We start from the raw sequence: 16,526 nt of genomic DNA, 5'->3' as shown, positions 1-16,526 counted from the left end.
TTCCCTGTCTAAGGTTCATTGTTAGTCTATGTCCTAACTAACTCATTCCTTGCTATAAGTGGACTAAATCTTGGCGTACCCTTGCGGAGCGCAAACCAAGAATCCTGCTTTCAGAAGAATCTCCTTATCTGACTACCAGAAAGTATATCAATTTCGTAGAACTAAAACAGGACAATGAGAATACCTGACAATTCGTTCAGCAACCGATCCTAGTAAAAATCGACCAAGACCACTATTTCCTTGGGAGGGAATGACAATCAACTCTGCTTTTTTTTCCTGAGCATAGTCCAAAATTTCTGAGCTAGGAGTTCCGATCGCCACACGAAAATTAACACCTTCATATTTAGCACCTTGAATCCGTTCGTGAAATACCTTTTCGATGTGCTGTTTGCGACTCTGGTCATCTACAGTATGCCACCTTACTCCTGGTTCAGCAGGATTAAGACGAGGTAATACATGAAGAATCCATAAATAAGAAGGATCTCGAATAAATTCTAGAGCTACATCGATCGCCTCAACAGATTCATCGGAAAAATCTATGGGCACAAGTACGGAATTTTTGGAAAATATATTCATTATATTTATGATGGATAAACTGAAGAATGTTATATAGCAGGGAACAGGCAACAGGCAACAGTGGGAAAAACATTGCCTAGTCTAAAACTCATCATTAGCATTGGACTTATACCATTTCTAAATAGTAATGCTATGTTTGATTACCATCTCCCCTACTCCCCTACTCCCTTACTCCCCTACTCTCCTACTCCCCACTTAGCAGGTCTTATCTCTCCTTGACTAAGACGACCCATATAATTTTGTAAATCCTTTGCTACTTGAGCGGATAAAAAATAGCCTCCCAAGATATTAGGAAAAGCCATCGAAATCAGAGTCGCATCACTAAAATCAATTACTGAAGAAGGGTTTGATACCGAACCAACAAAAGCAGCAACCAAAAACAAGATTTTGTAAATAATCAACCCTCTACCACCAGACAAATAATCCCAACAACGTTCGCCGTAGTAACTCCAAGAAATCATCGTGGAAAAGGCAAAACAGAAAACAGCGATCGCTAATAAAATGGGAAACCATGCCAAAACAGTACCAAAAGCAGCTGAAGTTAACTCTGCACCTTTCTTAGCTTCGCGCAAAGCAGCAAACTCATCTGCAATATATACCTTAGTAATCACAATTACCAAAGCAGTCATATTACATACCACAATAGTATCAATAAACGGCTCCAACAGTGCTACTAAACCCTCACGAATAGGTTCATCAGTTTTGGCCGCAGAGTGAGCGATCGCTGCCGAACCCACACCAGCTTCATTAGAAAAAGCGGAACGCTGAAAACCTTGAATAATTACGCCAATAATACCACCCTCTACTGCCTTGGGAACAAAAGCACCAGAGATAATAGTAGCGATCGCCCCAGGAATTTCTGTAATATTAACCAACAGAATAAATAAGGAAGCCAAAACATATAGCAAACACATCAAAGGTACAAGAGTACCTGCCACCATACCAATGCGTTGAATTCCACCAATAATTACTAATCCAACTAAAACTACCAGCACCAAACCATAACCCCAACTAGGCAAACCTGGCAATACATTAGCAACTGCACCGTAAGACTGATTGGCCTGGAACATATTAGCGCCACCGAAAGCAGCAGAAATGCACAAAATAGAGAATAGTACAGCTAACACCCGGCCAAAAGTCCTCTGTCCCATTTCTGCTAAACCTGCGGACAAATAACGCATTGGGCCACCAGAGATAGTACCGTCTGGTTGAACAATGCGATATTTTTGAGCCAAAGTACATTCCACAAATTTACTGGTCATGCCAAAAAAACCAGCAATTGTCATCCAGAATGCTGCACCAGGGCCACCGATACTCACAGCTACAGCTACACCTGCGATATTACCCAATCCTACTGTTCCAGACAATGCTGTTGCTAAAGCTTGAAAGTGAGAAACTTCTCCTTGGTCATTGGGGTCGTCATATTTTCCACGGACGATATCAATAGCGTGTTTAAAGGCTCGAATATTAATAAATTGCATTCGGATGGTGAAAAATATTGCACCTATAAGTAGCCATAAAACTATGAAGGGAAAGCCGCCGATTTTAAAGAAAAGAATACTAAATATTACACCTACGAAACTTGAAAAGGTTCGATCGATGGTTTGAATAAAAGTCTGTCCTGTTTCAGGTTCTTGGGCTAAGGCAACAGTTGGTATTAATAGAAATAGGAGTATATATAGCCAAGTTTGTCTTTTCATATTTTAATTTTACCTACTAATCATTTTTGTTGAATTAGACATTTATACCATTAATTTATAAATATTTCAGGCATATAGCATATAGAGGTCTGATTTTAGTCATACATAAAACATCTTGAAATTGGGAAATAGGGATAGGGAACAATTAATAATTAATAATTAATAATTAACAATTACCTCTTCTTTTCAAGGAGAGGATTGACGCGGAGTGTGAAAATTTTTTCTTTTTTCTTGGTCGATGGTCGGACAGCGAGGAGACCCGCTCTTGATAGAGTCACTGCCTCTTTCCTCCGGAGGAGGAGCTTTCCTATGGTCATGCTGCGCAAACGCTAACGCTTTACATGTTGCGGAGCAAAACGCCATCCCACCCTTAGGGAAGCTCCGAAGATCGACCGCTTTTCTTCTTTAAAGGAGAGGCTTTAAACCTTAATTATTCGGTAAGAGATTTTTTTGAGGAACAAGACTACGAAAAATGATTTATTTTGTGAATTTTACAACTCTATTGTTGTTCGATAAAATGGTTAAATAAAATGCTTATTTATTTTTCACATAATATATATTAATACTACTATATATAAGTAGGCAAGCCTTAATTAAAGGCAAAATAGAGAAGTAGTAAAAATTAACGCTCATAATTATTCCAGCTAGATTAAAAATTAATCTCATAGAGTCAGAATACCAAGAAATATTGAATTTTAGTCACGCTCTAAATGTTCTATTCTATGACGGATTAAATTAACAAATTACTAATTGGAAAATTACACTTAATTTGTTTGTTAATTATTTACATCAGATTTACTATGACTACAGTAATTCTAATCAAATCGATATAAATTTTAGTCAAATTGAGTACAAAAAGAACAAATTTATTGATTGATATAGTAATTTCATTTGAGTTGCGTAAAAAACCTGGTAGCTTTTAGGCAACAGGCAACAGGTAAGAAGGTTTCCCGGACTTTTTACTGTTAGTAAATAACCAACTCTTATTTGACATATCATTTAAAAACGCTATAGTCCTGCGCGCATAATGGTAGATGGGGATGAACAACGGCGCTTCATGGGAGAAAGATACGAGCAAGGGAGCAAGATGCTCCCACTGTTTTTGTCCTTGAGCAAAAAAATTACAATAGACCACCAATGAAAATGCACCACCACCTATTGATTTTATATTTATAGCAGTTGCCATTACTCTATTTAACACATCAAAAGGGCTTTGTTGCACAAAGGGAGAAATTACGGTAGAAAGATTCAGTAAGTGGTAAAAAAACCTGAACTAGGTACAGATGAGTAAGTCCAAGTCCAAGTCTTCCTATAGAGATAAGTAACTGGTCAGAATATAATGCTGCCTTAAAGCAAAGGGGAAGTCTAACATTTTGGCTATCTGAAGAAGTGATAGAACAGTGGCTCAACCTTGAAAAAACAGGGAGTCAGGGAGCATCCAACACCTATAGTGATGTGGCTATTGAACTAATGGCTACCCTGGGAGCTTTGTTTAGTTTGGCAGGACGGCAAACCGAGAGGTATGTGAGAATCTATATTTGGTTTGATGGAAATAGATTTACCAGTACCAGACCATAGCACTTTGTCTCGGCGCTTGAGTAAATTGACCATAGAAATACCAGTGAAGCCAACAACAGAGGCCATTCACCTGGTAGTAGACTCTACAGGGGTTAAAATATATGGTGAGGGAGAATGGAAAACCAGAATGGTAAAATTTAATTTTATCGGCATTGGTGATTTGAGGAACGAAATCAGTAATATCATGTCCGGTTGAACAGTTATAAAATAAATAACGACCGAGGAGGACCGAGTCAGGAGGGAAGAAAGAAGAAGGAGAAAGTTTTTTGGTCGCGTAAGCAGAACGGAGTTCTATCGCGTTATTATCCGGACATGATATAATTTAGGTAAATTAAGAGTCATTCAAAGATGGCAAAATTAGATGTTGTCTTTACTTAATTTCAGGAAAAGCACTTTTCTTTCTCCTGACTCCTGTACGGGTAAACGGCAGTTTGCCTCTACTGACTCCTGACTCCTAAATAATTAAAATTAATATCATACACTAATTCAGTAACGCCATTCGATCGAGGTTTACTTGAAAATTATGTGGCAACACGCAATTATCACGGGTGGTTCTAGTGGTATAGGTAAAGAAATAGCTAAACTACTTGCTACAGAAGGAAGCAATATATCAATTATTGCTCGTAACCCGAAAAAACTGGAGGCAGCAAGAGCGGAAATAACTGCTACTATTGTTAACCCAGAACAAAAAATTATTACTATCTCCACAGATGTTGCGCACCGGGAAGCAACAGAAACTGCTATACATCAAGCAGTCAAAGAAATAGGTACGCCAGATTTGTTGATTACTGCTGCTGGTATTTCTCACCCTGGTTATTTTCGAGAGTTGCCAATAGAAATTTTTGAACAGACTATGGCAATTAATTATTTTGGTTCCCTCTATTGCGTGCGGGCAGTTATACCAATGATGGAACAAGAAAAAAAAGGGCATATTGTGATGATTTCTTCTGGTGCTGGTTTGATTGGAATTTATGGTTATACTCCTTATTGCCCCAGTAAATTTGCCATTAGAGGTTTGGCAGAGTCTCTGCGTGGAGAGTTGAAATTGTCTGGAATTTCTGTTTCTGTAGTTTATCCGCCAGATACAGATACACCACAGTTGGAGGTAGAGAATAAAACTAAGCCTTTGGAAACTAAACGTATTACTGCAACTTCTGGAGTCTGGAGTGCTGAAGATATGGCTGTTGAAATTGTGCGGGGAATGAAGAAGAAAACTTTCGCGATCGCTCCTGGTTTGGAAATGACTTTGCTGGATAAACTTCATAGTTTATTGGCACCAATAATTCGGTGGTATATGGATTTAATTGTGGTTCAAACTTTAGGTAGTAGGGGTTCAACAATTAATAATGAATAATTACTTCTTATTTTCAAGGAGAGGAATTTTACCTTAATTATTCGATAAAGAATGGACAATTTATGTCCAACAGTGGGACAAAAAAGTTAATATTAGTTAAGCTTATATTTTTTTTCAAATATATTTGGAATTTAAACTGAATTTTCCCAAAAAAGTTCAAATGAGCTATTTAGGGGGAAAAATAGGGTGCGCTAGCACAGCAAAACGAAGTAATGGCGTTTTTTGGCCATTTATCAAAAGCATTGATATGTAAGGAATACATCAGTATTGATTTGAAGGAAGTTTTGGTGTATTTTTGAGGTAAGTAATTCGCTCTGCGTAGGTGCTTATTAAAATGATTTAACAAAGAGAATAAGAAAAAGTGAGTGGGAATGCGATCGCGCAGCTAAACGTAGTTATCGTGTCAGCAAAACATAGTTTGATCGCAATTTGCCCAAAATATGCTGTAATATCATGTCCGGTTGAATAGTGATAATTAAAGCTCGTAGTAGGGCTTTAGCCCTAAGCATAGATCTTTCTGGGGCTAAAGCCCTACTACAAACAAAAACTTTTTTATAACTAATTATCCGGACATGATATAACTTCTGCCTTCTGCCTTCATTTTAATTAGCCATAATAAATCAGCTATCTTTAGTCATCTAAAGATGACTTCTGCTGTGAGCCAAGAAATTTATTTCTTGGCGGATTGGTGGATGACAAAGCTACGCAACTTTATACCTGATGGCTCGCCAATCTCCTCAAGCCAACCTCCCCAAGCCAAGCCAAGCCAAGGATTGAAATCCTTGACTGATAGCTTAAGTCATCTAAAGATGAGTAGATTATCTATACCGTCTTTTTATATTGTGGTTAATTAGTGCAACCTGATATTATTTCTGATAACTGATAACTGATAACTGATAACTGATAACTGACCTACCCACGAACTAAACCACTGAAACCTGCTACCCAGAGGGATGTTAATATCCAACCAAAGATTATGTGAACCCATAGGTACCATCTTAATAAGCGACCTGCTTTTACTTTGAATAATATTAATGGAATTTCTTTACCTTTTTGAGAATTTGGCAGCCAATATGTTTGTTGATGTAGGTCAACTATGGGGATGAATGTGTCTAATGAATATAACCAGAAGTTAAATTCTGGATAGTCTATATCAATGGTTTTATTGTTAGGTTCTTCGGTATATGGGCTAATTTCTGAAGCTGGTGAAAATAGGCATTTATTATTTGATATTGAGTTGGAACAATTGTAATGACCTAAAGCAAATGAAGTCCACCCAATGGATATAAAAATAGAACTCCAAACTAAGGCTTTTGTAGGTTTATAGCCGTATGCAATTGTGATATCTAGAAAGTAATTCCAAAATTTACTTAATCTGTTGAGTTTTGGTCGAATGTCTCTTTCTTTATGAATTAATATTTCTGTCGCGGCATCTGGATCGCCTTCTTTTTTTAATACTTCGGCTAATTGTTCATAAGTTTGAGGAAAAAATTCTGGTTGAAGTCTCAGCCATTTGAGGCGGGTTTTGGCATCTTTTAGAACTTTTATATTATCGTCTGTTCCAAGTTTCTGATATATGAAACCATCAAGGTTTATATTGTTTTTTTGAGGCCAGCTTTCTTCGTCGTCTCGGAGGCGACCTATTCTGGCAAATTGTAGGTCGATTTTCATGTAGTGAGTTTCTATTCTTTGATTTTCTTTTTGAAGTAGTGATGCAATTGGATTGTTTTTTATATTTTTAATGAAAGGATATAGGAGGCGTAAATATAGGGGGAAAGTTACTTTTTCTTGTTTAATTTTTACCATACTTAATGTGTCGTCTACTCTGGCACTAACTAAATAAATGTTCCCTTCAAAAGTTCCTTTATCTAATAAAATATCTCCGTCAACATTGATTCCTTCGGCAGATAAAACATTTCCTTTTTCGTTGGAAAAGTTGCCTTGAGTGCAGTCAAGATTTCCTTTAATATTTGCTGCTGTTAAATCTACTTTGCCTTCAGCTTTGAAGCCATTGGTTAGACTGATGTTAGTTTTAACTTCTATATTCTGAGCATCGAGCGCGTATTTTTCTGGATTAGAGAAATGACCTTTGCGACAAAAGAGTTTGCCGCCAATATTAGCTCCAGATAGGCTGACTTCTCCCTCAGCCTTGAAATCATTACTTAGAAAAACAGATTCTTTGACTTCTATATTATTGGCAATAAGTGCATATTTTCCTTTATTAGAGAAATGACCTTGACGACAATCTAGTTCACCACCAATAGTAGCTCCAGATAGACTTACCCTACCCTCTGCCTTGAAACTTTCTCTCAGAAAGACAGAACCTTTGACTTCTATATTTTGAGCATTGAGCGCATATCCTTCTTTATTAGAGAAATGACCTTTAATACAAGAGAGTACACCACCAATAATAGCTCCAGATAGAATGACTTCTCCCTCAGCTTTGAAATCATCACTCAGAAAGACATTAGATTTAACTTCTATATTCTGAGCCACGAGCGCATATCCTTGTTGATTAGAGAAATGACCTCCATTACAAGAGAGTTGACCGCCAATAGTAGCTCCAGATAGATTGACTAGACCCTCTGCCTTGAAACTTTCTCTTAGAAAGACAGAACCTTTGACTTCTATATTCTCAGCAAAGAGCGCATATCCTTTTGGATTAGAGAAATGACCCATAATACAAACGAGTTTATCACCAATAATAGCTCCAGATAGATTGACTAGACCCTCAGCCTTAAAACAATTGCTCAGAAAGACAGAAGCTTTGACTTCTATACTCTCAGCATTGAGGGCAGTTTCTTCTTTATTAGAAAAATGACCTTGACTGCAATATAGTTGACCACCAATAGTAGCTCCAAATAGATTTACACTACCCTCAGCTTTGAAATCATCACTCAGAAAGACATTAGATTTGACTTCTATATTCTGAGCCACGAGCGCATATCCTTGTTGATTAGAGAAATGACCTCCATTACAAGAGAGTTGACCGCCAATAGTAGCTCCAGATAGATTGACTAGACCCTCTGCCTTGAAACTTTCTCTTAGAAAGACAGAACCTTTGACTTCTATATTCTCAGCAAAGAGCGCATATCCTTTTGGATTAGAGAAATGACCCATAATACAAACGAGTTTATCACCAATAATAGCTCCAGATAGATTGACTAGACCCTCAGCCTTAAAACAATTGCTCAGAAAGACAGAAGCTTTGACTTCTATACTTTCAGCAATAACTGCATCTTTTCCTGGATTAGAGAAATGACCATCACTACAGTTGAGTTGACCACCAATATTAGCTTCTAATAGAATGACTCTACCCTCAGCCTTGAAATCATTACCAAGAAAGACAGAACCTTTGACTTCTATATTCTGAATATTGAGCGCATCTTTTCCTGGATTAGAGAAATGACCATCACTACAGTCGAGTTGACCACCAATAGTAGCTTCAGATAGACTGACTCTACCCTCAGCTTTGAAACTTTCTCTCAGAAAGACATCAGTTTTAACTTCTATACTTTCAGCCAAGAGTGCATCTCCTTCTGGATTAGAGAAATGACCATCACTACAGTCGAGTAAACCAATAGTAGCTCCAGATAGAATGACTCTACCCTCAGCTTCAAAACCTTCTCTGAGAAAGACAGAATCTTTGACTTCTATACCCTGAGTAAAGAGTGCATCTCCTTCTGGATTAGAGAAATGACCATCACTACAGTCGAGTAAACCAATAGTAGCTCCAGATAGACTGACTCTACCCTCAGCTTTGAAACCTTCTCTGAGAAAGACAGAACTTTTGACTTCCATTTTTTCAGCAATGAGTGCATCTTCTTCTGGATTAGAAAAATGACTTTTAATACAATCAACTTGACCACCAATAGTAGCTCCAGATAGATTTACCTCACCCTTACTCTGAAAGTCATTGTGCAGATATAAATTGCCCCTAACTTCAATCAACTCAGCATCAATTCCAACAACATGACTACCATCAAACTTGACTTCTTCTACCTTTGCTCCCTTCAGAATAATTTTTTCTGTAAAAACACATTCTGTGAAATACAATAAACTTTCAAACTTAACAAACTCAAGATTTAACTCCCCCGAAATCTTAGCTCCACAAACCTTTAAACCATGATTAGTAAAATATTTAAAAGCTTCCACATCCGTACATAACAACTCAATAAACTTAGCCGATAATATCCGCTTTTCTCCCCATGATTCTGCTGTAGCTGGATTATTAATTTCCTTTTCTTTAGCGATCGCTGCTAATAACTGTTTTAACTGTTCTGGGTGTTCTAACTTTTCTAACTCCTTTAACTTTTCTAAACCTAAATCTTCCAAATCTTCTAATTTTTCTACATCCTCTAACAGGCAGTAATATGCTGATATGTAACTGCATGATGTAAAGCACATAAGGGTTTGGCTAATTTCCAAGCTTCTAGTAAATGTGGCTTTGATTCATAAATTTCCCATTGGCTTAAGTATTCATCTCGCAAACTGCTTAAGGATGATAAAAAAGGTTTTTTCTTCTGGGGAAAAAACAATGGGAACATATCAAATAAAGGATGAGAAATACAGCTATCCGTCCAATCAAAAATGAGATATTTATTGTTATGCAAAGCAACATTTCCTAAATGCAAGTCTTCATAAACTAATGTTGGGGGTATTTTATATTCTGCCAGTTGAGAACATAATTTTTTCAGATGTGGAGCAAGTGTTTGTAGTTTCTGAATCCTTACGTTTATTTTAATTGAGATAGAACATTTTTATCGTTAAATAAAACATCTATTTTAGTTGATAATTTTTCCAAACGTCGGTCTAAACATCCGATATTCAATAAATTATCAATATGCTGAATTGATTTGATTTGTATTTGAGCGAGTAAACGGTAAATGTCTTTTTGTAGTTTGATGGATGAATTTCGACCAATAGGTTCCCCAAAATCAGCTAATAACATCCAGTGACGCTCAGAATTTATATTAAGGACAGTAGGAATATGTTGGGGAAATAAATTTTCTAATTCTGTTGTGACTAATGGTTCGTTACAAAAAAGAGGTAGTGTAGAAGCTTGCTTGAAATAAATATTTCCGGCTGTGGTATTAACCCGCAATACATAAGATATACCCCAACTTTTGATAAATTATACGGAATAAAGTTGTTGATAATTTAATTCTAATAATTGCTCCTCAATCCATTTTTGGGCAGAGTATAACCAACCTTTTCTAGCCCAAGGTGGACGTAGTTCTAGAACTTCACTACTTTCAATTTCTGTTAAATATTCTTGGATAACTGATTTATGTTCTGGTAATTTTAGAGATATATTTTTCAAAGTTTCAAGGTCAACCCAAGAAGCATCTTTGAATTTTTCTATAAGCTCTTTTTTCAAATAATTATGTTCCAGTACATATATTGTGTGAATTTCACATTTAGATTTATCGTCATAATTATGAGCGTAATATAAAATGTTTGCCGAAATTCCAAGTTCTTTTTCAATTACTTTTTGAATAGTTGCAAAATCACTAGGGTGTATATCTTCATTTATACAAATATTGGGTAAAAACCAAGTATTTTCATCATCGGATAGCATCAAAATTTTAGCTTCAGTGGGATGGGGTAAAATTGCATAGAAATGAAATTTCCAACGCTGGAAAAATCTGTTGAATATCTGATTGATGCTTGACAATAATATTATCATTTTCTAGACTTCATCACACCATACAAACTTTATCAGTTATTATAAGCATTCAGCAATTAGCTGTCAGCTGTCAGCTCTCATGATAAGGTTTACAGCACTTTTTAGGATAGTGAGGTACAGTTTGAAAATTAATCTTTTTTTTCCCTACTCCCAAATTCCCCTCCTGGGAGGGGTTAGGGGTGGGTTCCTACTCCCTAAAGTCCTAAAATTTTGTACCTCATCAACTCCAAAACTGCTGTAAATGAATATAGACTTTAAAGCCAATTTTTGTAGTAAGTATAAATTAAGTATAAATTTTGACTCAATTATTAAAGCTTTTATCTAAAAATAAAAGCAATAGCTGTTTGCGTAGCATCCCGCAGGGAAGTGCTGATCGCTGACGGCTGTTTGCGCAGCATTCCGTAGGAAATGCTTACATTAAAAATTATCATAATTATTATCCATAATGTCTGAAATAACAGAAGAAATTCGAGTTTATGGCACCGTGCAAGGTGTCGGTTTTCGCCCTACTGTCTACCGCATTGCTAAAACATTGGGGTTGCGCGGTGAAGTTAGTAATGATGGACAAGGTGTATTAATCAAAGTTGTAGGCGATCGCTCAACCATTGACGAATTTATCAAAAAAATACATTCTGAACGCCCTCTCCTGGCAAACATCGAAACTATCACTAGACACCAACTACCTAACCAAAATTTCGCGGATTTTATCATTGCCCCCAGCACCACTAATACAGTTCGTACCCAAATAGCTCCCGATGCTGCCACCTGCTCCATGTGCAAAAGCGAAATATTCGACCCCATGAGTCGCTGGTATCGCTACCCATTCACTAACTGTACCCACTGCGGACCTCGTCTGAGTATTATCAAAAAATTACCTTACGACCGCAAAAATACTACTATGGCAAATTTTCACCTTTGCCCGGAATGTCAGGAAAACTATTCCGAACCACTTAACCGTCGCTTCCACGCTCAACCTACCGCTTGTCATGTTTGCGGACCGAAAGCTTGGTTAGAAAGAGCGGATGGTAAACCTGTAACTGCTGATATGTTTTCAATGTTGGATGATGTGGATGCGGTCTGTACTCTCATCCAACGAGGAATGATAGTTGCTATTAAAGGGTTAGGCGGTTTTCATCTTGCTTGCGATGCCACTAATGAGGAGGCGGTGCAAAAGTTACGTCATCGCAAACGCCGTCCGGATAAACCTCTGGCTTTGATGGCGCGGGATATAGAGGTAATTTCTGAATATTGTCATATTACTGATGCGGAACAGAAATTATTGGAAAGTGTTGCTGCTCCTATTGTGTTGTTGCAGAAAACTATTGTACAACAGTTAGCACCTAGTGTTGCACCAGGACAAAATACTCTAGGTTTTATGCTTCCGTATACGCCACTGCATCATTTAGCGTTGCGTCGTTTAAATGTTCCCATAGTATTAACAAGTGGCAATTTTTCTGACGAACCTCAGTGTATTGATAATGAAGAAATGCGGGAAAAACTATCAGAAATTGCTGATTATTTTTTAATACATAATCGCCCTATTTTTAATCGGGTTGATGATTCTGTAGTGCGAGTTATTAAGGAAGTTCCTCAAGTTCTTCGTCGTGCCCGTGGTTATGCACCAGCACCGATTAATTTACCCCCAGGATTTGCAAATATTTCTCCGATTTTGGCTATGGGGAGTGAATTGAAAAATACCTTTTGTTTGTTGCGTGATGGGCAAGCTATTTTGTCTCAACATATTGGGGATTTGGAAAATAATTTGGCTGCTACAGCTTATGAAAAAACTTTAAATCTTTTTTTGGGTTTATTGGAGGCTGAACCGAATACAATTGTTGTGGATAAACACCCGGAATATTTATCAACAAAACTGGGAAAAGATTTGGCTGTAGGTAATGATTTAAAATTGATTGAAGTGCAGCATCATCATAGTCATATCGCAGCTTGTATGGCAGAAAATGGTTTAGATATTGATTGTAAACCAGTTTTAGGAATTGCTTTGGATGGGTTGGGTTATGGAGAGGATGGAAGTATTTGGGGCGGAGAATTTTTATTGGCAGATTATCGCGGGTTTGAAGGTTTAGGAACTTTTAAACCTGTGGCAATGATTGGAGGAGAAAAAGCTATTTATCAACCTTGGCGCAATACTTATGCTCATTTAGTAACTGCTTTTGGTTTAGATTTTCTTAAGGATTACGAAGATTTAGAATTATTTAATTTTTTCCAAACAAAACCTCTGGCCACCTTAAATCAAATGATGGAAAAAGGGATTAATTCTCCCCTAGCTTCTTCTTGCGGGCGGTTATTTGATGCTGTGGCTGCTGCGATTGGTATTTGTCGAGAATTTTGTAGTTATGAAGGCCAAGCAGCGATAGATTTAGAAGCTTTAGCAACAGAGTATTTATTAAATGATGCTAAAGAAATAGAAGGTTATCAATTTAATATGCTCAAGTTAGAGAAAGATAGTAAATTCCCTCTTACTTATCTGGTGCCACAGCCAATGTGGCAATCCTTACTGATAGACATAAAACAAAGTGCTTCTCCGGCTCTGATGGCAGCGAGGTTTCATCAAGGATTAGCGATCGCTATTTCTGAGATGGTGGCTGAGTTACATCAGAGTTGTGAGTTTAATCAAGTGGCTTTGAGCGGTGGGGTATTTCAAAATAAGTTGTTGCTTTCTGGAGTGAGCGATCATCTAATTAAAATGGGCTTGGAAGTGTTGACTCATAGTCAGGTTCCACCTAATGATGGCGGTTTATCTCTGGGTCAAGTTGTTATTGCTGCGGCTAGAATGGGAGTGCAAGACAAGGATTTTGCCACGGATGCGCGGATTTGAAAAAATTTTGATTAGTGAGCGATCGTCTAATTAAAATGGGGTTGGAAGTGTTGACTCACAGTCAAGTTCCACCTAATGATGGTGGTTTATCTCTGGGTCAAGTTGTTATTGCTGTGGCAGGGAGTAGGGAGTAGGGGAGCAGGGGAGTAGGGGAGTAGGGAGGTAAAATTAAAATATTACCTACACTATATTTATGCACTCTCTAGCAACTCAAAAATGGATAAAAAAATTTGTTTTGATTTTAATTAAACGTTGATTAATTTAAGAAAAATGTGTTTAGGAATTCCTGGTCAAATTATTGAAATAACGGATATTGTCAATAAATTGGCAACAGTTAATATTAGTGGGGTGAAACGAGAGGTGAATATTGCCTGCATAGTTGATGAAGAACATCCGGTTGAGTCTTGTGTTGGTGACTGGGTGTTAGTTCATGTTGGTTTTGCCATGAACCGTTTGGATGAAGAAGAGGCAGTAGAAACTTTGAAATTATTGCAGGAAGTTGCTGCGGTAATGAATTAAAACGTAGGTTGGGTTGAGTCCGCGAAACCCAACATATTTGGTCTATATATTTATTATTTATTATTAGGTTGGGTTGAAGCAGAAAGAAGCAGGATATCTATTATTTAGGAGTTGCACAGTGACGAATTATTTTAGGTTTTTGATGAAAATGATTTTGGATTTGATAATTCCTAGAATGATTAATTAATGGTTTTTTGAGTCAAAGTCTAAACTAATTTTTGGCGATATCATTCCATAATGTGCAACCCCATTATCTATATGTATATATAGCAATCAGGAATCAGATGTGACAATTTTATTACTTCGGTATTTCCCATTCCCTGTTCCCTAAAAATCTACTTTTACGACTTTTCGCTGTTCACTGCTATAGATATTTGTTGGGTGGCGCTACCGCTTAACCCAACCTACGGTGTTTTATACGAGATTTCAATTTTATTTATTTATATTAGGAGAAAATATATGAAATACGTTAAAGAATTTCGCGACCCCCACAAAGTGCAAGGTTTAGTTAAAGAAATTGATGAACTCAGCAAAAAATTAGGATACAATAGCGATCGCCCACTCAAAATCATGGAAGTTTGTGGTGGTCACACTCACTCTATTTTCAAATATGGCATTGAGGAAGTTTTACCTAATAATGTCGAACTAATACATGGCCCTGGATGTCCAGTTTGCGTGATGCCAAGAGGTAGATTAGATGACGCGATCGCTCTGGCGGAAAAACCCAACGTTATTTTTACAACTTTCGGCGATGCGATGCGGGTGCCGGGTTCTCAAAAAAGTTTGTTGCAGGCAAAAGCTCAAGGTGCAGATATTCGGATGGTTTATTCGCCCCTGGATAGTTTGAAGATAGCAAAGGAAAACCCAGAAAAAGAGATAATTTTCTTTGGTTTAGGTTTTGAAACTACTGCTCCCAGTGCAGCTTTAACTATTTTGCAAGCAGAAACGGAAGGTATTGAAAACTTTAGTATTTTCAGCAACCATGTTTTGGTTGTACCTGCTCTAGAAGCATTACTGAGTAACCCAGATTTGGAATTACAAGGTTTTGTTGGACCTGGTCATGTGAGTATGGTTATTGGTACTGAACCCTACCGGGTGATTTCCGAAAAATATCAGAAACCTTTGGTAGTATCAGGATTTGAACCTCTGGATATTTTGCAATCTATTTGGATGTTGCTGCAACAAATGCTGGAAGGTCGTTGTGAGGTAGAAAACCAATATAGTCGCGTGGTTAAAGAAGGAGGTAATAAGGTCGCACTGGAAGCAATGGGCAAAGTATTTGAAGTGCGGGATAAGTTTGAGTGGCGTGGTTTAGGAGACATTCCTGAGTCTGGGTTAAAAATTACTGATGCTTATGGCTGTTTTGATGCCGAAATTAAATTTTGTGTGCCTAACAAAAAAGTTGCTGATGCTAAAGCTTGCCAATGTGGGGAAATTCTCAAAGGTGTTTTGAAACCTTGGCAATGTAAAGTATTTGGTACTGCTTGTACTCCAGAAAATCCTATTGGCACTTGTATGGTTTCCTCAGAAGGTGCTTGTGCTGCCTATTATAAATATGGAAGGTTGTTTAAGAAGGAAGAGGGAAGAAGGAAGAAGGAAGAAGATAAGGTATTTAGTTTGAATATGAAATAAGGAAAAGTAAGGGTGCATCTCAATTTTGAATAAAGCCAAAAAATTATCACTTTTAGGCAACAGGCAACAGGCAACAGGGAATAGGGAATAGGGAATAGGGAATAGATAAGAAAAAAGTATTTTTGCAAATATGAGATGCACAAAAGTAATATAGAATAGGGGAAAAAGGTGTAAATTTGTTCCCATATTCACCATCTTCCCATCTCTTTATATTGAAGTACATAAATAGACATCTGGTGATCATAAAAAATCAAATCAATTATCACACAGAAATTATCAATTATTTCCCCCTACTGCCTACTCCCTACTGCCTACTCCCTCTTTTCTAGAGATGCCTAATAGATCCCATAATTCTATATATATTAGTTTAGTAAAATAGAAGGAAAAAATTATGCCATTTATAACAATTCAAATTGCTGACGGTCATTCCGTTGAATTAAAACGCAAACTAGCAAAAGCTGTCACTGATACTGTTGTTTCTACTTTAGGAACAAAACCAGAATGGGTAACAGTTCATATCGACGAGTTTAGTCGAGAAAATTGGGCAGTTGGCGGTCAACTTCATATTGATAAACATCCCGGTCGTCATGCAGAAAAAGTAGAAAAAAATAATTAACTTGCCTGTAAAAAGTTGACGGTTAA

General features: G+C 37.2%; 14 protein-coding genes and 1 pseudogene. 8 read left to right on the top strand and 7 right to left on the bottom strand.

Going from position 1 to position 16,526, the window contains the following annotated elements:
• Positions 1-147 precede the first annotated feature (147 nt).
• The 3 genes from D5R40_RS03710 to D5R40_RS03700 all read right to left on the bottom strand — a co-directional run bounded on the left by D5R40_RS03710 (position 148) and on the right by D5R40_RS03700 (position 3,462).
• Positions 148-576, bottom strand: a complete 429-nt coding sequence (locus D5R40_RS03710; protein ID WP_124144204.1) for a universal stress protein — start codon at positions 574-576, stop codon at positions 148-150.
• Between the two features lie 176 nt (positions 577-752).
• Positions 753-2,276, bottom strand: coding sequence for an alanine/glycine:cation symporter family protein (locus tag D5R40_RS03705; RefSeq protein ID WP_124144205.1), 1,524 nt, complete (start codon positions 2,274-2,276; stop codon positions 753-755).
• 919 nt (positions 2,277-3,195) lie between these two features.
• Positions 3,196-3,462 (bottom strand): hypothetical protein, encoded by a 267-nt coding sequence (locus D5R40_RS03700; RefSeq protein ID WP_124144206.1) that lies wholly within the window; start codon positions 3,460-3,462, stop codon positions 3,196-3,198.
• Positions 3,463-3,587: 125 nt separating this feature from the next.
• On the opposite strand from D5R40_RS03700, the gene D5R40_RS40720 reads away from it, so the two are divergent.
• The 3 genes and pseudogenes from D5R40_RS40720 (at position 3,588) to D5R40_RS03685 (ending at position 5,208) form a co-directional block, all read left to right on the top strand.
• Complete coding sequence (locus D5R40_RS40720) at positions 3,588-3,854, top strand: transposase (RefSeq protein ID WP_124144207.1); 267 nt, start codon at positions 3,588-3,590, stop codon at positions 3,852-3,854.
• Positions 3,832-3,981: pseudogene (locus tag D5R40_RS40715) on the top strand (transposase); the annotation flags it as partial. The gene D5R40_RS40720 and the pseudogene D5R40_RS40715, both read left to right, overlap by 23 nt.
• A 396-nt stretch (positions 3,982-4,377) precedes the next feature.
• Complete coding sequence (locus tag D5R40_RS03685) at positions 4,378-5,208, top strand: SDR family oxidoreductase (protein WP_124144209.1); 831 nt, start codon at positions 4,378-4,380, stop codon at positions 5,206-5,208.
• A gap of 912 nt (positions 5,209-6,120) precedes the next feature.
• Here the strand turns inward: D5R40_RS03685 and D5R40_RS03680 are convergent.
• From D5R40_RS03680 to D5R40_RS03665, 4 genes are read right to left on the bottom strand one after another with little or no spacing between them, the layout of a single operon-like run.
• Entirely contained in the window at positions 6,121-9,615 is a 3,495-nt protein-coding gene (locus tag D5R40_RS03680) for a hypothetical protein (protein WP_124154247.1), read from the bottom strand.
• The gene (locus tag D5R40_RS03675) at positions 9,567-9,935 is read right to left on the bottom strand and encodes a phosphotransferase (protein WP_275670323.1); all 369 of its coding nucleotides are present in this window, start codon (positions 9,933-9,935) and stop codon (positions 9,567-9,569) included. The genes D5R40_RS03680 and D5R40_RS03675 overlap by 49 nt, the downstream gene beginning before the upstream one ends.
• Positions 9,936-9,943: 8 nt before the next feature.
• Positions 9,944-10,312: a hypothetical protein gene (locus D5R40_RS03670; RefSeq protein ID WP_124144212.1), complete on the bottom strand. Its 369-nt coding sequence runs from the start codon at positions 10,310-10,312 to the stop codon at positions 9,944-9,946.
• A 30-nt stretch (positions 10,313-10,342) separates the two neighbouring features.
• The gene (locus tag D5R40_RS03665) at positions 10,343-10,897 is read right to left on the bottom strand and encodes a hypothetical protein (protein WP_124144213.1); all 555 of its coding nucleotides are present in this window, start codon (positions 10,895-10,897) and stop codon (positions 10,343-10,345) included.
• A gap of 445 nt (positions 10,898-11,342) precedes the next feature.
• Here D5R40_RS03665 and hypF point away from each other — a divergent pair, with 445 nt between their 5' ends.
• The 5 genes from hypF to D5R40_RS03645 all read left to right on the top strand — a co-directional run bounded on the left by hypF (position 11,343) and on the right by D5R40_RS03645 (position 16,500).
• Positions 11,343-13,733: a carbamoyltransferase HypF gene (hypF, locus tag D5R40_RS03660; protein ID WP_124144214.1), complete on the top strand. Its 2,391-nt coding sequence runs from the start codon at positions 11,343-11,345 to the stop codon at positions 13,731-13,733.
• Positions 13,734-13,747: 14 nt separating this feature from the next.
• Positions 13,748-13,867 (top strand): Kae1-like domain-containing protein, encoded by a 120-nt coding sequence (locus tag D5R40_RS42380; protein ID WP_375339364.1) that lies wholly within the window; start codon positions 13,748-13,750, stop codon positions 13,865-13,867.
• Positions 13,868-14,003: 136 nt separating this feature from the next.
• Positions 14,004-14,252 (top strand): HypC/HybG/HupF family hydrogenase formation chaperone, encoded by a 249-nt coding sequence (locus D5R40_RS03655; RefSeq protein ID WP_124144215.1) that lies wholly within the window; start codon positions 14,004-14,006, stop codon positions 14,250-14,252.
• A 459-nt stretch (positions 14,253-14,711) separates the two neighbouring features.
• Entirely contained in the window at positions 14,712-15,884 is a 1,173-nt protein-coding gene (gene hypD, locus D5R40_RS03650; RefSeq protein ID WP_124144216.1) for a hydrogenase formation protein HypD, read from the top strand.
• A 391-nt stretch (positions 15,885-16,275) separates the two neighbouring features.
• Positions 16,276-16,500: a tautomerase family protein gene (locus tag D5R40_RS03645; protein WP_124144217.1), complete on the top strand. Its 225-nt coding sequence runs from the start codon at positions 16,276-16,278 to the stop codon at positions 16,498-16,500.
• The last annotated feature ends 26 nt before the right edge of the window (positions 16,501-16,526 follow it).

The sequence above is a fragment of the Okeania hirsuta genome (assembly GCF_003838195.1).
Lineage (GTDB): Bacteria > Cyanobacteriota > Cyanobacteriia > Cyanobacteriales > Microcoleaceae > Okeania > Okeania hirsuta.
The sequence above is the reverse complement of the archived record's forward strand: the minus strand, read 5'-3'. Positions and strand labels throughout refer to the sequence as shown.